The following is a 16063-nucleotide window of genomic DNA, read 5'->3' on the forward strand; positions in this document are numbered from 1 at the left end:
GGGCAGGCGTGGGCAGCCCGGCGGGCTCCCCACGGGCCCGGACGGCTCCACCGGCCGCGGCCGCGCCGGCCAGGCTGTCCTCGCCGTCCCCGCTGGCCGCGGGACCGGCAGGGCTGGCCACGGGACCGGAACAACTGGACGCCGCCGGTGGCGGCCAGCCGTCGCCCCAGCCGGCCAGGAGCCCTCCCGCCTGCCGGGGAAATCCGGCCGTCGACGGCGGCGGCACCGCCGTCGACGGCACCCGTATCGGCACCCGTATCGACGTCGGCATCGCTCTGGACGCCCTGGGCGCGGAATGCCCGCCACCCTCCTGACGTCCTGTCCGCAAATACGGTGTCAAATCCGCCGGTAAACGGCCTGCCGTGTTTTTCGGTGGTTCCGTCACGGCCGGGGGCAACGTCTCCGTGACATCGGCCGGACGTCGTCGACATGTCACTGATATATCGACGACATGTCACCGGCATGTCCACGGCCCGCGGTGTGGGCACGGGCGGGACGGCCGGCCGGGAAATGGCCGGCCGCCGGCGGCCGTATCACGTTGGAGCGGGAATTCGACGATCCGGCGACTGGCGGGTGGCGGGCCCGTTTCCCGGACGACCGGCCGGCACCGGGCGTGAGTAAGTCCACAGGGCGTGAGCGGAGCGGCAGGCGGCGGGCCGGTGCCACCGAAGATCACCGGGTGAGGCGGAGATCACCCGGCGGGGAGGTGGGCGTAGGCCGCGGTCGGCGAGACCGGGACCGCGTCCCGCGGCGGGTTGGTGCCCAGCAGCACGTCGCCGATGTTGGACGTCACACCCAGCCAGTAGCGTTCGTTGCGGAAGTGGTGCAACCGATGGTTACGCCAGATCCTGCGGTACACCCTGCCGCGCGGGCGATAGCCGGTGTGGATGAGGAAGTGCGTCCAGTCGTAGGCAAGCAGCCCCAGGCCCGTGCACAGGGCCGCGGTGGCGGCGGGGGGAGGGCCGGACAGGGCGACGACCAGCGCGACCGCTCCCACGTCGAGCACCTCCTGCGGCCGGACGAACATCGTGTCCATGTTCGTCGGGTCGCGGTGGTGCTGCTCGTGCCCCCAGCCGGCGATCCGGTAGCAGACCGCGCCGGCCCGGCTGCCCGGCCGGGCGTGCAGGATCCCGCGGTGCACCGCCCACTCGACGAACGGCTGCGCGGCGGCCATGGACACCGCGACCACCGCGTCCGTCCGGCCGAAGCGCCCGCGGGCGAGCCGCACGGCCGCCAGGCCCGCGACCACACCCATCAGCACCGGTGGACGCGGATGGGACACGAAGCGGCCGGCCGCGGCGCGCAGCGTGGTGGCGTCGGACGCTCGGCCGTGGGGGCCGGGCTGGTCCAGACGGGCGACGGCTGCGGTGACCCCGTGCAGCACGATCCGGTGCAGCGTGGCCCCGCGCAGCGTGGCCCGGCGCAGCGTGGCCCGGCGCAGCGTGGCCCGGCGTGGGGGGACCGCTGCGGTCCGCACCGGCGCCGATGTCGTCGACATGGTTCAGAACGGTACCTTCAGAACGGCACCGTCGAATACGCCTGGAGTTTGGTCAGTTGATGCTGGCTGTCCACCCGCCGGATCGTCCCGCTGCGGGAGCGCATCACCAGCGACGACGTGTTGGCGCCGCCCGGCCGGTACCGGACGCCGGCCAGCAGCTCACCGTCGGTGATACCGGTGGCGACGAAGAAGACGTTGTTGCTGTCCACGAGCTCGCGGGTGGTCAGTACGCGCCGAAGATCGTGGCCGGCGTCGGCGAGCTTGGTGCGCTCGGCGTCGTCCCGCGGCCACAGCCGTCCCTGGATGACACCGCCGAGACAGGTCACCGCGCACGCGCTGATGATCCCCTCGGGGGTGCCACCGATGCCGAGCAGCAGGTCGACGCCGGTGTCGGCGGAGGCCGCCATGACCGCGCCGGCGACGTCCCCGTCGGAGATGAGCTTCACCCGGGCGCCGGCCGCGCGGATCTGCTCGATCAGCTGGACGTGGCGCGGGCGTTCCAGGACGACGACGGTCACGTCCCGCGGATGCACGCTCTTGGCCTTGGCGACGGCCCGGATGTTGTCCTCGACCGGTGCGGTGATGTCCACCACGTCGGCGGCCTCGGGGCCGGTGACGAGCTTCTCCATGTAGAAGCAGGCGCTCGCGTCGTACATGGACCCGCGTTCGGACACCGCCATCACGGAGATCGCGTTGTTCATGCCCTTGGCGGTGAGGGTGGTGCCGTCCACCGGGTCGACGGCGACGTCGCACTCGGGGCCCTCGCCCGAGCCGACCTCCTCGCCGTTGAAGAGCATGGGGGCCTCGTCCTTCTCACCCTCGCCGATGACGACGACGCCCCGCATCGACACCGTGCCGACGAGCCGTCGCATGGCGTCCACGGCGGCCTGGTCGGCGCCGTTCTTGTCACCGCGCCCGACCCATCTGGCGGCCGCGAGGGCCCCCGCCTCGGTCACTCTGACGAGCTCGAGGGCGAGGTTGCGGTCGGGTGCCTGCCCCTGGACGACGAGCGGGTCAGGAAGGTTCGCGCTTTCGGCTGCCACGGAAGTGAGACTAGTTGCACATGAGTGAATCCGCCCACCGATAGCCGGCGGGCCACCGGCGGCCCGCCGGCCGCGGGGCGGACGTCACCCGGTCACGTCCGGTGTGGCCGGTCACGTCCGGTGTGGCCGCGCGGGGCCGGTGTGGGCCGCGCGGTGCCGGTGTGGGCCGCGCGGTGCCCTGGCCGCTTGGTCCGGCGGGGCCGGCCGGTACCCGGGCGGATACCCACCGGCACCTGGCTCCGGCGGGGCGGCCGGTACGGAAATATGATCGCGCCGCTTTTGGGACGGTAGTCCTCAGAATGCCAATGTCAGGTGCGTGACATCTAGATCGTCTTACTTGGTGCAACCTTGACCGGCGGACATACGTCCAACTCCACGTATGGGCGTCCGGCACGCGGAGGGGGCGTGCCGGACGCCCATCTATTGTTTACCGACGGCCGCCGCCAGGCGTTCGGCCTGGCCGGAGGACACGCTGTTATCTGGCTTACGTCCAGGCCGTTCCTCAACAGGGCCGCACTTCAGCCGGGCGGTGCTTCGACGGGCGGTGCTTCGACAGGCGTCCGGGAATTATTTTATCGATGATGTTTCCTGAATCCGGTGTGCGGCTGTCGCGGCTGTGGCCCCGGGGCGCCGGCAGCCCGGCCCACCGCCGTCCACCGTCATGACGGGTGGCCGGCCGGGCGCGCGGGCCACCGTCCGACGATGATCGGTACGGGATCGCCACGGACGAGACAGGGACCGAGCGGGCCGACTGTCCCGTCGGGCCGCGTCCCGGGGACGGCAGGATGGAACGATGGCACGACGACGCGGTCAGGAAACGATCCGAGACATGGCGCTGTCCCTCGGAGTGGTGATGGCCGGGGTGCTGCTGGTCGCGCTGTTCATGCCCAGAGGCGGCGGCGACCCGGTGCGCCCGGTGGACACGGCCGCCCCGGTGGCCGCGTTCGCGCGGTCGGCGCCCTTCGGTGTCCTGGCGCCGACCGGCCTGCCCGGCCACTGGAGGGCCACCTCGGTCCGGGCCTCCGGGCTGTCGGACACCGAGCCGGGAACGGTCGAGCTGACGATCGGGTACGTCGTCGACCGCCCGGACGACAGGACATACGCGCAGCTCAACGAGAGCAACGCCCGGGACGCGGTCAAACGCGTCCTGGGGGACCGGCCCGTGACGGGGACCGTCGAGCTCGCCGGAACGTCCTGGCAGGAAAGACGGGATGACGCCGGCCATCTGGCGCTGACCCGCCAGACCGGTGACGTCGTGCTGATCGTCTCCGACGGCGGTGGCAAGGGCGGGGCGTCCGCCGCCGACCTGGGGGCGCTGGCGGCGTCGCTACGCCCGCACGCCGCGCCGTAGGCCGCGCGTCAGCAGGCCGCGCGTCAGCAGGCCGCGCGTCAGCAGGCCGCGCGTCAGCAGGCCGCGCGCCAGCGGGTGAGCCTGGCGTCAGCGGGCGTCTGGCGTCAGGGGCGCCTGGATTCTCAGTGGGCGCCCGGATCCGCGGCCGCGTCGGCACCGGCGGCCTCGACGGCGCCGTCGAGGCGGGCGCGGGCTCCCTCCAGGAACGCCTGGCACACCTTCGCAAGCTCTTCGCCGCGTTCCCACAGCGACAGCGACTCCTCCAGGGTGGTGCCCCCGGCTTCCAGCCGGCGGACGACCTCCTCCAGCTCCGACCGGGCCCGTTCGTATGTCAGCGCTGTCTGCCGCGCCGGCGCTGTCCGGCGCTGTGCTGTCCCTGCTGATGCTGCGCTGTCCGGCGGCACCGCGCTGTCCGGTTCCGGCATCGAGCCTCCTCACATCTGTCGGCCTCCCGCCCCAGCCTGCCCGCCCCAGAGCAGCGCCGCCCCTCCCCGGGAGGGCAGCCGGGGAGCGCCCGAGGGACGATGTAACACCCAGCGTCAGCGAGCCGTTTCCACAGGTGGAGGCCCCGTCGTCGGCAGCTGCCGGAAGATCCTCTGACAGTCCCGGCAAGCATGGTAACGAGTGTGTAAGTGGCCGCTCTGGCAGCCACTTACACACTCGTTCCGGTGAAGGGGCAGCGGGGGAAGGGGCTGTGCGGTTCTGTCTGGTGGGACGGGTGTGCCGGGGCGGTCGTCCGCCGGCATGCGGGGTGGTGGCGCCCGTACGGACCGTGTGGTGTTGTGTGGGTCGTGCGGGCGGCAGCCGATGAGTGTCGGTGATGCCGGCGGGCGGGCCGGGAAGGGGTCGGGCGTGACAGGGCGGAACGTGGCGGAAGAGCTCGGTGACGAGGAGTTCGTCGACGCGCTGCCCAAGGTGGAGCTGCACGTCCATCTTGAGGGATCCATGCGTCCGCGGACCCTGCTCGCCCTGGCGCGCCGCCACGGGGTGGACGATCTGCCCACCGACATCGAGAGCCTGACGAAGTTCTACGAGTTCCGCGACTTCGACCACTTCATCGAGGTGTATCTGGCCGCCGTCCGGGTGCTGCGGGACGCTGACGACTTCGCCGTCCTCGCCAGGGAGACCGCGCTGGGGCTCGCCGGCCAGGGGGTCCGGTATGCCGAGATCACTTTTACGCCGTTCCTGCATATCGGGCGTGGCATCGACGCCGACGAGCTCTTCGGCGGCATCGAGCGGGGCCGCCTGGACGCCGAGCGGGAGACCGGCATCCAGGTGCGGTGGGTGACCGATATTCCCGGCCTGCCGGGCATGGACCTGCGCCCCGCGTCCGAGGGCACCGTCGAGTTCGCGCTGAGCCGTCGGGAGTCCGTGATCGCGCTCGGTCTCGGCGGGCCGGAGGCCGGTGTGCCCCGCCCGCAGTTCGCCGAGGCGTTCACCGTCGCGCGGGACGCCGGGCTGCACCGCGTCCCCCACGCCGGCGAGACCACCGGGGCGCGCACCGTCTGGGACGCCCTCGAGTACCTGCACGCCGAGCGCATCGGCCACGGCATCCGGGCCCTCGACGACCCGGCCCTCGTTGATCATCTACGGGCACACCGCATCCCGTTGGAGGTGTGCCCGACGTCGAACCTGCGCACCGGGGTCGTCGCGGGCTATCCGGACCACCCGCTGCCCACGATGATCGAACTGGGGCTGCCGGTCAGTCTCAACAGCGACGATCCACCCATGTTCGGTACCACGCTGCGTGACGAATACCTGCACGCGCTGCGCAGCCTGGGGCTGCGCCGCGACCAGGTGGTCGATCTGGCCGCGGCCGCGGTGGAGCACTCGTTCGCTCCCGCCCCGCTCAAGGATGCCCTCCGCGCCGAGATCGCCGCGGCCGCCGACCGCCTCCAGGCCGCTTCCTGACCCAGGCCGCTGGTCTCTTTCCCCCTGTGCGCCCAGGCCGGCACGGTCGAACGGCTGGCGGCCCCGTTGGCGCGGCCGTCAGCTCCGCTCTGTCACCCCGTGCGGCTTGCGCACCTCGGCTTGGACGCCGTCTTCGAGGTCTGGAACCGCTGACTGGCCCTGCTGGCATGTTCGCCGGCAGGGCCAGTCAGCGACCGGTCTGACGACCGGTTCAGGCCGGGTTCAGGCCGAGAGGGTGTGGATGTTGGGCGTAGTGGCCTCTGCGGCCGGGTTCGCTGCCGGCGACGGGCTGTCCTCGCCGGAAGCACCGGAAGCACCGGAAGCGCTGGAAGCACCGGAAGCGCCGGCGGCAGCCGGGGAATCCGCGGCGTTCGGGGAATCCGGGGGAGCCGGGGCCCGGGTGGTGCCGGTGACGGTGCCGGTGGCCGGCGCGCCCGGCGGTGTAGGACCGGTGGCCGGGAGGACCGGGCGGCGGCCGGCCGCCCGCGCGGGGGAGAAGGCAGTACGGATCACGGCGAGCAGAAAGCTCAGGATGGTCGTCCCGGTTCCCGCGACGATCATGCCGGCCCGTGCGAGGCCCGCCGGGCGTCCCCGGAGAAAGGCCCCGAGACCGCCACGCACCCCGCGTGGCAGCACCTTGAGAACGAAGTCGCGTTCAGGGCCGAGCGGGCCGCGTGCCGGCGTGCGGTAGCCCGCGCACAAACGCCGGAGCGTGGCCTTTGACGCGCCTTCCGCCCAGCACCGGCGCACGACGTACGAGGGACGCTGCCGTTGGGCGGGCACCTGATGATGGATGACCGCGGCCGGTTCATGCACGAACCGGCCGTCCGGGATCAGGGCGGCGGCGCGGACGCACAGCTCCGTTTCCTCGCAGCCCGACGCTCCCCTGAGCTGCCGGCCCAGGCGGGTGTCGAAACCGCCGGCGGTGGTGAACACGCTCCGCCGGAACAGGGCGCAGCCACCGAAAACATTACGCACGGTAGTCTGCTGGGTGGGTAGGCCCTGGTGGCTGCAACCGACCGTCCAGAGCAGTTCGGGCGGGAACCAGCCGGGTTTCTCACCGCCCCAGTCAGGGGTCACCCAGCCGCCGACTCCCAGAATGTCGGGGCCGGCGGTCGCGACCTGCACGAGAGATGACAGCCAGGACGGATCGGCGACCGCGTCATCGTCCAGAAATGCCACGAACTCGCTGTCGACCGCGGCAATACCGACATTACGCGCATGGGACAGCCCGGTACGCCCCCCGGTGCTGAGGACGAGTTCGGCACCGGCCCGCTCACGCAGCCGGGCGAGCAGCTCGTCGTCACCGTCCACGACTACGACGACACGTTCCGGGCGTAGTTTCTGGTCCTGGAGCGAGTCGAGAGCGTTCATGAGTTGCGGCCATCGTGCCACGAGATGACTGCACACCACGACACTGACACTGGTCACGGTTTTCTCCACGGACGTTCGGGGCCTCGGGACGGCGTGAACGGGACGGCGTCCGCGCCGTCTTCCGGCCAGCTGGTGCGGCCGGCCGGCGGGCGGGCTTCCGGTAAACCGGTCATGGTTGTTCCTGGACGGCCGGCTCCTGGCGCGCGCGCAGGCCGCGCCGGGCGGCCCGGAAAGCACGCCACGGGGTCCGGGTGCCACGTCGCAGGTACGGAACAACCCCGGGCTGGCCACCGCGGACCAGCGCGAGGGCCTGTTCCGGGCTCGTCGAGCCGGTGACTATCAGCCGGCTTATCGAGAACGGGGACGTGTCACGGCGGTGAATGCGGTATCCCACCTCACAGGCGGAGGCGAAACCGGCGTCCGCCACGGCCGCGCGGACAGCTCGTGTGTGATAGCCGAACGGGTAACAGAAACTCCGGGCGGGAGAGCCGAGCTCGGCTCCGAGCAGGCGGCGGCTGGTCTCGACGTCACGGCGCAGTTCGGGGCCGGCCAGCAGGTCGAGGTCGGTGTGCCGGTGGCCGTGCGAGCCGATCTCGTAGCCGGCGGCGTGGAGATCCCGCAGGTCGGACCAGGCCAGCAGGGGGGATGCGCCCTCCGGGTAGGCCGACAGCCAGGTCGCCCGGCCGCCCACGTAGGCGGTGGGGGCGTAGAGGGTCGCTCCGGCGCCCACCTGCCGCAGTGCCGGGACGGCGTGCGTGGAGAAATCCGCGAAAGCGTCGTCGAAGGTGATCGCGACATGTTTCCCGGCTGGTTGGGAAAGCGCTTCGGAAAGGCCCAGCAACTGGTAGCCGGCCGCACTCAGGCAGGCTAGCTGCTCGACGAGCAGCGCCGGCGGGACCTGCCATCGACGAAATGCCGCGCTGGCGCCGTTGCCGATACTGTGGAACATCAGCACGGGCAGGACGGAGAAACTTTCGGTCATGCCCGGCCCCGGGTGGTGGTTTTGTTTCTCCGGTTGGCCATGCCGGGCCGCGATGTGCGCGGATTGTTTCCGTTGCGCTGCCCCGTTGATTCACCGGCACGATAGTGATCGTGTCGGGATTGTGGCGCCGAGGGGCTCCGGGGTGGCTGGCGAGAAACTTCTCCACCGGCTGAACACGAGCGCGCCAGCACTGGTCGCGCCAATGTTTTCCTCCCAGGGGCCCGGGGATGTGGGCCGTCGGCGGTGCGAAAAACCATGATCGCGCTGCCCCCCGGCCCGCTGACGGACGTTTGAAATCTTCCGCTGGAAATCATAGCACCACGGGTGTGAAGGAACGTGCCATGATCCAGGAAATAGTCTGACGACTACCGTCCGAAGCTGACCGGATGTATTGCGTCGTCCCCGGTTGGTTTACCGAGTTTTCCTGATGCCCTGGTGGGCGCGCGGCGGCGGTGGCACCTGACGATGATTCCCACCGCCCCGGCCGGCCGAAAGCTTTTCGATCATCTTTTTCGTGGCCCGGGCCCGGGCCCGGGCCCGGAGCCCCCGCCCCGCTCCACCCGGCCGGTGCCGGCTTCCCGGCTCGGGCGGACCTCCCGAACGGGGCGGATTCCCGGCTCAGGCCGGGATGTCGGTCCGCGTCGGCGCGCCAGCGGTCGCGGGGAAGGAGCCGCCCGCGACCCGTATGGTCAGCGCGTCCCCGGGGCCGGCCTGGCCGGGGTCGCGCACGACGGATCCGTCGGCGGCTCTGCGTACCAGCGCGTATCCCCGGTCCAGGGTGGCCGCTGGTGACAGCGCGTGCAACTGGGCCGACGCGTGGGCCAGTTCCTGCTCGGCCCGCTCCAGCCGGTGGAGCACGCAGCGCCGCCCACGGAAGCGCAGCGCCTGGATGTGCTCGTCGTGACGGTCGAGCTCACGCCCGGGCGCGGCCAGCGCCGGGCGGCCGCGCAGGTCGGCCAGCCAGCGCTCCTCCCGGTCCAGGCGCTGCTCGACGGCCCGCCGGGCCCGGCCACGCAGCGTCGTCACCAGCGTGAGCTGTTCGGCCACGTCCGGGACCACCCGCTTGGCCGCGTCCGTCGGCGTGGACGCCCGCACGTCCGCGACGAAGTCGAGCAGGGGCGCGTCCTGCTCGTGACCGATCGCGGAGACCACCGGGGTGACGGCCGCGGCCACGGCCCGCACCAGCGCCTCGTCGGAGAACGGCAGCAGATCCTCCAGCGACCCGCCGCCGCGGGCGATCACGATGACGTCCACCTCGGGGATGCCGTCGAGTTCGCGCAGCGCGTCGATGATCTGCCCGACGGCCAGCGGCCCCTGCACCGCGACCTCGCGCGGGACGATCCGCACCGCGGGCCAGCGGCGGCGGGCGTTCATGACCACGTCCCGTTCGGCGGCGCTGGCCCGCCCGGTGATCAGCCCGACGGCCCGGGGCAGGAAGGGCGGCCGGCGCTTGCGGGAGGCCGCGAACAGCCCCTCGGCCGCGAGCATGCCGCGCAGCTGTTCGAGCCGGGCGAGCAGGACCCCGGTGCCGATCGGGCGGATCTCGGTGACGGCGAGCGCGAGCGTCCCCCGCGCGGGATGGAACGACGGTTTGCCGTGGACGACCACCCGGGAGCCGTCGGTGAGCGCGGCCCCGAGCGCGTCGCAGACCGCCCGCGGGCAGGTCAGCCGCAGCGACACGTCGGCTACCGGGTCACGCAGGGTGAGGAACACGGTGGCCAGGCCCGGCCGCCGCACGATCTCGGTGAGCTGGCCCTCCACCCAGACCCGGCCGAGCCGGTGGATCCACTCGCCGATCGCCCGGGCGACCGTCCGCACGGGCAGCGGCTGCTCCGGGGTGGAGGTGAGCGCCATCGGACAACGGTAACCACCGTGGTCGCGCGGGCCGTGCGGGTTTTCGGGGCGATGCACAGAACGCGGGAGCTGTCCCCCCGGGCCGCCGGCATGTGACGGTTGTCGTTCCGCCTTCCAGGCGCTGCCGGGCCGCGTAGACTCCCCGGCATGGGGCGGATCCTGTTGGCCAATCCGCGCGGGTACTGCGCTGGTGTCGACCGAGCGGTACAAACGGTCGAGAAGGCACTGGAGCTGTACGGCGCTCCCGTCTACGTGCGTAAGCAGATCGTGCACAATGCCCACGTCGTCAAGACGCTGGAGGCAAAAGGCGCGATCTTCGTGGAAGAGACCTACGAGGTCCCCACCGGGGCGACCGTGGTGTTCTCCGCCCACGGCGTCGCGCCGACCGTCCACGAGGAGGCGAGGTCCCGGGAGCTGCGAACGATCGATGCCACGTGCCCACTGGTGACCAAGGTCCACGGTGAGGCACGCCGGTTCGCCAAGGAGGACCTCGACATCCTTCTCATCGGCCACGAAGGCCACGAGGAGGTCGTCGGTACCACGGGCCAGGCGCCCGACCGCATCCACCTCGTCGACGGCGCGGAGGACGCGGCGGCGGTCAGGGTCCGTGACGAGTCCAAAGTCGCCTATCTGTCCCAGACCACCCTGTCGGTCGACGAGACCGAGGTCACCGTGCGGGCGCTGCGCGAGCGGTTCCCGCTGTTGCAGGGGCCGCCGAGCGCCGACATCTGCTACGCCACCCAGAACCGGCAGGTGGCGGTCAAGGAGATCGCCGGCCAGGTCGAGCTCATCCTGGTCGTCGGGTCGCCGAACTCGTCGAACTCGGTACGCCTGGTGGAGGTCGCCCTCGACCACGGGGTGCCCGCCGCCTATCTGGTGGACAACGCCGAGCAGGTCGACCCCGCCTGGCTCGAAGGGGTTGAGACGATCGGCGTGACCAGCGGGGCGTCCGTCCCCGAGGAACTGGTGACGGAGGTCGTCGCCTGGCTTGCCGAACGCGGCTTTGGCGACGTCCAGCAGGTGACATCGGCGGAGGAACATCTGCTGTTCGCCCTGCCGCCCGAGCTCCGTCGGGAAATCCGTGCTCGGGAGCGGGCGGCTAGCAGCAGCCTGTAAGCAGCCTGTAAGCAGTCGGTAAATAGCCGGCGAGCAGCTGGTAAGTAGTCGGTAAATAGCCGGTAGTCAGGCCGTGGCCGACCGGATGCCGGTTGTTCCGGGCGTGCCCCGCGGGTGAATCCGTGGGCACGCTCGGAACGTCTCACGCACATTCAGGCGCGTCCGTGTATCCCCGAGCGGCCGGTGACCGTGAGCCGGGCCGCCGGGCGTTTCACCGGGCGCCGGCGAGCAGCGCGACCGGATCCGCGCAGAGCAGGCCCACAGCCCGCCGTACGGCCTCCTGCTCGAAGACGCTCGCGTGGAAAGCCACCGTGACGTGCACACATCCGTGCAGTTCGGCGAACTGGAAGGTGACGTAGTCCGGCTGGCGCTGGGTCGTCGCCGACAGGTAGTAGATATCCGAGCGGCTGCCCCGCCACGGTAGTTTCTCGAAACCGCGCGGCCGTCCGAGATGATTCAGGACCAGGGACGGATGTGCCGGGAAGGGCGCCTGGTCGCTCAGCGCCGCGATGCGCCCGACCTGGGCGAAGCCGGTCAGCAGGCTCATCGTGGCCAGTGTGCGCCCGTTCGCGGTCGCGGCCTCCAGCGCGGCCGACACAGCCACCGGATCACGGGCGTCCGTCGGTTCGACATAGATACCGATCGTGAAGTTGCCATCGAGCCGGCGGCCGCTCGGAAGGAACTTCCGGTTGTCGACGACGGTGTAGAAACCGCTGGCCGCCGGCCGCATGCCCGCCGCTTCCACCGCTGCCCGGACCGCGGCGAACACCACCATCGTCCGGGTGACTCCGGACGCGTTGCGGGCTTTCCATTTACGCAGGTCGGTGAGCGCGCTCCTGGAGAGCACCCCGGAAACCACGGTGAAGTCCGGCTGCCACGGCCGGTGCCGTGTCCCGGCGGCCGGGCCGGGCGCGGCCGGGCGCGGGGTGCGCAGTGTCGCGAGTATCCGCCCGGGTTTCCGGCCGTAGTACTCGCCCAGGGCACACGCCAGGGGAAGCCGGGTGGACGGCCGGTGCAGGCTCAGCGGCGGGCGGCCTTCCGCGGCGGCCAGCAGCAGTTCGGCGCCGGTGTCGAGGACGAGCCGGGCGTCCCCGAGCGGATGGGCCAGCGACAGCGCCACCGTGTCGCGGCCGACCGCGATCCGGAAGGGGACGTCGTCGACGTGCGCGGCATACTGCCGCAGCAGTAGCTGTTCCGGCCCACCGTCGTCGGCACTGTCGTCGAGTGCTGTGATCATCCGCTCGCAGTGGCTGTCGAGTTCACGGCCCGTCACCGGGCGCCACCGATGGTAGTCATGGTCGGGCCGGCGGAACAGCCGGTGGTCGGGAGCGATCCAGGCGAGCTCCCGCACGGCTGCCCGGATCGTGTCGACATCGGGCAGGTCCAGCGGCCCGGTGACGAAGACGGAATGGGCGCCGAGCCATATCCGGTCGCGGCCGGCAACCCGCTGGGACCGTGTTCTGCCTGGCATCGTCGATTCACCTCCGGTGTGCTTGTCCGCCGTTCCGCCAGTCCGCCGTTCCGCCAGTCCGCCGTTCCGCCAGCAACGCCGCCGTCCTGTCAGAAGGAGGATACGGACCATATAGCAGTACCGTTCTGACGGGAGAACGGTGTGGCAGGTGTCGTTATGTGTTCGGTCGGCAACGGATACAGGTGCCCGTCTCCGGGCCGGGTATCCGGACGCCGACAACCCGGTCCGGAGACAAGCGGACATGCTGACAAGCGGACATGTTGGAGAGCGGACCCGTTGGAGAGTGGCCAGAGTCGGCAAGCGGACATGACACCGCGCTGCGCCACCGATGCCGTTGACATCCTATCCCGCCGGATCCGGCCGGCCGGCGCGGCGGTGATGTCCGGCCGCCGTTCATTACTGATCATTATATGTTGTTCGCGGGTGACTATATTGCTACCGTCGGGGTGGTTGTTCGGACGGCGGGGTGAGGCGGGGCCGCGCCGCGAACCCGCGCCGCGGCCGGTGTGCGCGAAGGAGATCGGTTGTGCGTCGTGGAAAGCTCTGGGAGCAGCTCAAGCTCGAGTTCTGGATGCTCGTGCAGGGAACCATCGTCAATGGCATAGGCGGGTCTTTCCTCGTCCCGCGTCCGCTCCGCTTCCTGCTCTATCGTCTCGGTGGCGTGCGGACCAGGACGATGAACATCATGCCGGGCTCCATCGTCGGTCATCGCGCGAGCTTCGGCCGTGGGACGGCGATGGCCTCCAGGTGTTTCATCGAGAATTCGGCGCGGGTCCGGATCGGCGAGCGGGTCAAGATATCACCCCAGGTCACGATCCTGACCTCCACGCACGACGTGGTCAACGGTGAGGTCAGCAGCACGGTGGTGCCCAAGCCGGTTGTCATCGACGACGACTGCTGGCTCGGCGGCAGGGTGACCGTGATGCCGGGCGTGACCATAGGTCATCACTGTGTGATCGCTACCGGTGCCCTGGTCAACAAGGACTGCAAGCCCTACGGGCTCTACGCCGGATCGCCCGCCCGCCGGGTCCGCGACATCACCCCGGAGGAGCCCGCCGCGCCGCTGGCGTCCGCTGCGGGGTCTCCCGCCGCCTCGGCACCCCAGGCCGCAGCGGTATCCCCAGCCGCAGCGGCGCTCTCCGCCGCACCCGTGCCCGCGGAGTCCTCGGCGGCGCTGGTGTCGCCGGCGGCCGGCCTCACCGCCGCACAGCCCACCGCCGCACAGCCCATCGCCGGCCGGACCCCGGCCCGGTGACCGGCCGCATGCCCGCACGCCCGCACGCCCGACCAGGTCGCACGGGCCGGGATGTGGTTCCCGTGGCGGTCCCGCCGAACCCGTCCGTAGCCGTGTCCGCTGCTCCGTAGCCATAAGCACAGCCCGCGGCGCCCGGGATGATCCGGGCTGTTCGGCCCGCGGCCCTTCTTCCCGGGCGCTTCTGGGACGTGCCTCCCACGGTTTATGGCCCGGCGGTCCCTACGGGTTCTCGTCCGCGTCAACTGTTCGCGATCAGGTTGTTCCCGTCGTTCGGGCCGCTCCTGTCGTGATGGTCGTGATGGTTGCCGGTGGAGAGCGGGCGCTTGGCCAGGACGCGCCTGGTGAGTGACCGCAGGCGCAGGGTGCTCTCGTCCGGCGGCCGCTCCGACCGGCCGGGCCGGTGCCGGACGGTGGCGGTCCGTTCATGATCATGATGCGATTCGCCGCTGGTGCTGCCTGTGCTGCCGAGGTAACGGGCGATGTCCCGGTCGTCGACCGGGCGGAGCAGCTCGAGCGGGTAGAAGCGGGCGGCCAGCCTCTGGTGCGCGGCTGTGAGCGGTCCCGCGGTGCTCACCGGTGGGCTCACCGTCGCGTGGGGGCTCACCATCGCGATCGCGGCTTCGGGCCTGCGCCAGACCACCGACAGCGACGGCAGGGTGATCACTGCTTCCGCCACCACCGCCAGCAGCCAGCCCCAGCACAGGCCGTTCACCCCGCCGAAATGGCCGCCGAGGAGGGCAAAGGCGATCTCCATGGCCGTCCCGGCGCCGACCACCCGTAAGGCGGATCCCAGCCGTCCCTGCACCCGCCGCAACGAGACGTAGTGGTCCTTTATCACCAGGGGCACCCCGGCGAGCATCATGATCCGGAATGCGCTGACGGCCACCCCGCCGGTGTAGGCGCCACCGAAGATGGTCATGACAAGGCCGGCGAAGGGCGCCGCGATCAGGAAGGTGACGACGGCTGCGGCGAGTCCCAGCGGCAGCGTCGAGCGGATCTTCGCCAGCGCGTGTTCCTCGTTCTGCCCCGACTGCGCGAACACGGCGATGGTCAGCGCGAACGGGATGATGAAGAAGAAGGACGCGGCAAGGCGCGCGGTCGTGAAATAGGCGGTGTCCGCGGCGGTCGCGGCGAGCGCGGCGAGAATGGGCAGCAGCAGGGTGGGGAGCTGTAACGCCAGGTTGAGCAGGTGGTGCCCACCGGCCTCCCCGCGCATCTCCCGCAGCTGCCGGAACCCGGCGAACCGCTGGCGGTGGGTGGCCGCGGTGCCGGTACCAGCACCGGTGCCGTCCGCTGGCCGCTCGTCCGGCCGCTCGTCCGGCTGGGGCCGGCGGAAGTAGCGGTAGCAGACCGGCAGGGACAGGGCCAGGCCGGCTACCCAGGCGAGGTAGAGATCCAGCCCGGACGTCCAGCCGATGAGCACGAACACCGGGATCAGCCCGAGTTTGACCACCGACGTGACGACGTTGCGGATGAGCTGCACGGCCCCCCGCGCCGCCGACAGCAGCGCGAAGTCCAGGGTGGAGGCCACCGCGAACAGGACGACCCCGACACAGAACAGCACGGCGGCGAACACGCTCGAGCTGACCGGACGCAACGTCTCGGACAGGAACGGGGTGACCCCGGTCCACGCCAGCGCCAGCAGGCCGGAGGTGATCCCGACAACGGTGATGGACGCCCGCATCAGCCGGAGCCGGTCCGGCTCCCGCTCGAGCAGGGGGAGCTTGGCCATCAGCAGCGTGCCCAGGCCGAGCATCCCGACGGAGCCGAGGACCGTCATCGCCGCGATGGTCGCCGACCCCACCCCGACCGCGTCGACAGTGTAGGTGCGCGCGGCCAGGGACCAGAACACCGCCCCGAGGACGGAGGTCACGATCTGTGTTCCCACCATGGACATCGCGATGGTCAGCAGGTGCGCGAGACCGGCGGGCAGCCGGCCGTGCCCGGCATCCACCGGCGGTGGGCTGCCGGCGGCCCCCGCCGCAGTGGCCGCCGTGGCGCCCGCACTGGCGGTGCCGTTCACGGTGATGTCGTTCGCGGGTGGGCCGGCGGTGGCCGTACTGTCGCGGGCCGCGACGTTCGTGGTGCTGCCGGCGTCGGTGCTGTCCCCATCGGCGCTGTTCATGCCGGCGCTGTTCATGCCGGTGTTGGCGCGGCCGTCCCATCCACCGCGCCCGTCATCACTATGGGTGACTCCGGGTGGACCGT

The 16063-nt window shown here is 71.3% G+C and carries 12 protein-coding genes and 1 pseudogene; 5 read left to right on the forward strand and 8 right to left on the reverse strand.

Annotated features, from left to right (window positions below):
* Positions 1-314 (forward strand): annotated as a pseudogene (locus tag NBX02_RS03800) (hypothetical protein); the annotation flags it as partial.
* 377 nt (positions 315-691) lie between these two features.
* On the opposite strand, the gene NBX02_RS03805 reads toward NBX02_RS03800, so the two are convergent.
* Positions 692-1498 carry a sterol desaturase family protein gene (locus NBX02_RS03805; protein WP_250290022.1) on the reverse strand — a complete coding sequence of 269 codons (807 nt, stop codon included), beginning with the start codon at positions 1496-1498 and terminating at the stop codon, positions 692-694.
* A 17-nt stretch (positions 1499-1515) separates the two neighbouring features.
* Positions 1516-2541: a class II fructose-bisphosphatase gene (glpX, locus tag NBX02_RS03810; protein WP_250290023.1), complete on the reverse strand. Its 1026-nt coding sequence runs from the start codon at positions 2539-2541 to the stop codon at positions 1516-1518.
* Between the two features lie 793 nt (positions 2542-3334).
* On the opposite strand from glpX, the gene NBX02_RS03815 reads away from it, so the two are divergent.
* Positions 3335-3892, forward strand: coding sequence for a DUF4245 domain-containing protein (locus NBX02_RS03815; protein WP_250283461.1), 558 nt, complete (start codon positions 3335-3337; stop codon positions 3890-3892).
* A 122-nt stretch (positions 3893-4014) separates the two neighbouring features.
* Here NBX02_RS03815 and NBX02_RS03820 read toward each other — a convergent pair whose 3' ends face one another.
* Positions 4015-4317 carry an exodeoxyribonuclease VII small subunit gene (locus tag NBX02_RS03820; RefSeq protein WP_250283463.1) on the reverse strand — a complete coding sequence of 101 codons (303 nt, stop codon included), beginning with the start codon at positions 4315-4317 and terminating at the stop codon, positions 4015-4017.
* Between the two features lie 382 nt (positions 4318-4699).
* Here NBX02_RS03820 and add point away from each other — a divergent pair, with 382 nt between their 5' ends.
* Positions 4700-5803: an adenosine deaminase gene (add, locus tag NBX02_RS03825; RefSeq protein ID WP_250283465.1), complete on the forward strand. Its 1104-nt coding sequence runs from the start codon at positions 4700-4702 to the stop codon at positions 5801-5803.
* 222 nt (positions 5804-6025) lie between these two features.
* On the opposite strand, the gene NBX02_RS03830 is transcribed toward add, so the two are convergent.
* The 3 genes from NBX02_RS03830 to xseA form a co-directional block, all read right to left on the reverse strand.
* Positions 6026-7234 carry a glycosyltransferase gene (locus tag NBX02_RS03830; protein WP_250283467.1) on the reverse strand — a complete coding sequence of 403 codons (1209 nt, stop codon included), beginning with the start codon at positions 7232-7234 and terminating at the stop codon, positions 6026-6028.
* A 112-nt stretch (positions 7235-7346) separates the two neighbouring features.
* Positions 7347-8159, reverse strand: coding sequence for a polysaccharide deacetylase family protein (locus tag NBX02_RS03835; protein ID WP_250283468.1), 813 nt, complete (start codon positions 8157-8159; stop codon positions 7347-7349).
* Between the two features lie 618 nt (positions 8160-8777).
* Positions 8778-10013, reverse strand: coding sequence for an exodeoxyribonuclease VII large subunit (gene xseA, locus NBX02_RS03840; RefSeq protein WP_250283470.1), 1236 nt, complete (start codon positions 10011-10013; stop codon positions 8778-8780).
* 147 nt (positions 10014-10160) lie between these two features.
* Between xseA and NBX02_RS03845 the strand changes: the two genes are divergently transcribed.
* Entirely contained in the window at positions 10161-11129 is a 969-nt protein-coding gene (locus tag NBX02_RS03845) for a 4-hydroxy-3-methylbut-2-enyl diphosphate reductase (protein ID WP_250283473.1), read from the forward strand.
* A 211-nt stretch (positions 11130-11340) separates the two neighbouring features.
* Here NBX02_RS03845 and NBX02_RS03850 read toward each other — a convergent pair whose 3' ends face one another.
* Positions 11341-12600: a hypothetical protein gene (locus tag NBX02_RS03850; protein ID WP_250283475.1), complete on the reverse strand. Its 1260-nt coding sequence runs from the start codon at positions 12598-12600 to the stop codon at positions 11341-11343.
* 526 nt (positions 12601-13126) lie between these two features.
* Here NBX02_RS03850 and NBX02_RS03855 point away from each other — a divergent pair.
* A complete protein-coding gene (locus NBX02_RS03855; RefSeq protein WP_250283477.1) occupies positions 13127-13855 on the forward strand; it encodes an acyltransferase in 729 nt (242 codons plus the stop codon).
* A gap of 238 nt (positions 13856-14093) precedes the next feature.
* Here NBX02_RS03855 and NBX02_RS03860 read toward each other — a convergent pair whose 3' ends face one another.
* Positions 14094-15980 (reverse strand): lipopolysaccharide biosynthesis protein, encoded by a 1887-nt coding sequence (locus NBX02_RS03860; RefSeq protein ID WP_250283478.1) that lies wholly within the window; start codon positions 15978-15980, stop codon positions 14094-14096.
* Positions 15981-16063 lie beyond the last annotated feature (83 nt).

The sequence above is a fragment of the Protofrankia sp. CiP1_Cm_nod1 genome (assembly GCF_920888515.1).
In the GTDB taxonomy this organism is placed as follows: domain Bacteria; phylum Actinomycetota; class Actinomycetes; order Frankiales; family Frankiaceae; genus Protofrankia.

Excerpts from the sequence above, each read along its gene's own strand:
- add (WP_250283465.1), top strand. The coding sequence starts at position 4,700 with ATGAGTGTCGGTGATGCCGGCGGGCGGGCCGGGAAGGGGTCGGGCGTG.
- NBX02_RS03820 (WP_250283463.1), bottom strand. The coding sequence starts at position 4,317 with ATGCCGGAACCGGACAGCGCGGTGCCGCCGGACAGCGCAGCATCAGCA.
- NBX02_RS03835 (WP_250283468.1), bottom strand. The coding sequence starts at position 8,159 with ATGACCGAAAGTTTCTCCGTCCTGCCCGTGCTGATGTTCCACAGTATC.
- NBX02_RS03860 (WP_250283478.1), bottom strand. The coding sequence starts at position 15,980 with ATGAACAGCGCCGATGGGGACAGCACCGACGCCGGCAGCACCACGAAC.
- NBX02_RS03805 (WP_250290022.1), bottom strand. The coding sequence starts at position 1,498 with ATGTCGACGACATCGGCGCCGGTGCGGACCGCAGCGGTCCCCCCACGC.
- NBX02_RS03850 (WP_250283475.1), bottom strand. The coding sequence starts at position 12,600 with ATGCCAGGCAGAACACGGTCCCAGCGGGTTGCCGGCCGCGACCGGATA.
- NBX02_RS03815 (WP_250283461.1), top strand. The coding sequence starts at position 3,335 with ATGGCACGACGACGCGGTCAGGAAACGATCCGAGACATGGCGCTGTCC.
- NBX02_RS03845 (WP_250283473.1), top strand. The coding sequence starts at position 10,161 with ATGGGGCGGATCCTGTTGGCCAATCCGCGCGGGTACTGCGCTGGTGTC.
- xseA (WP_250283470.1), bottom strand. The coding sequence starts at position 10,013 with ATGGCGCTCACCTCCACCCCGGAGCAGCCGCTGCCCGTGCGGACGGTC.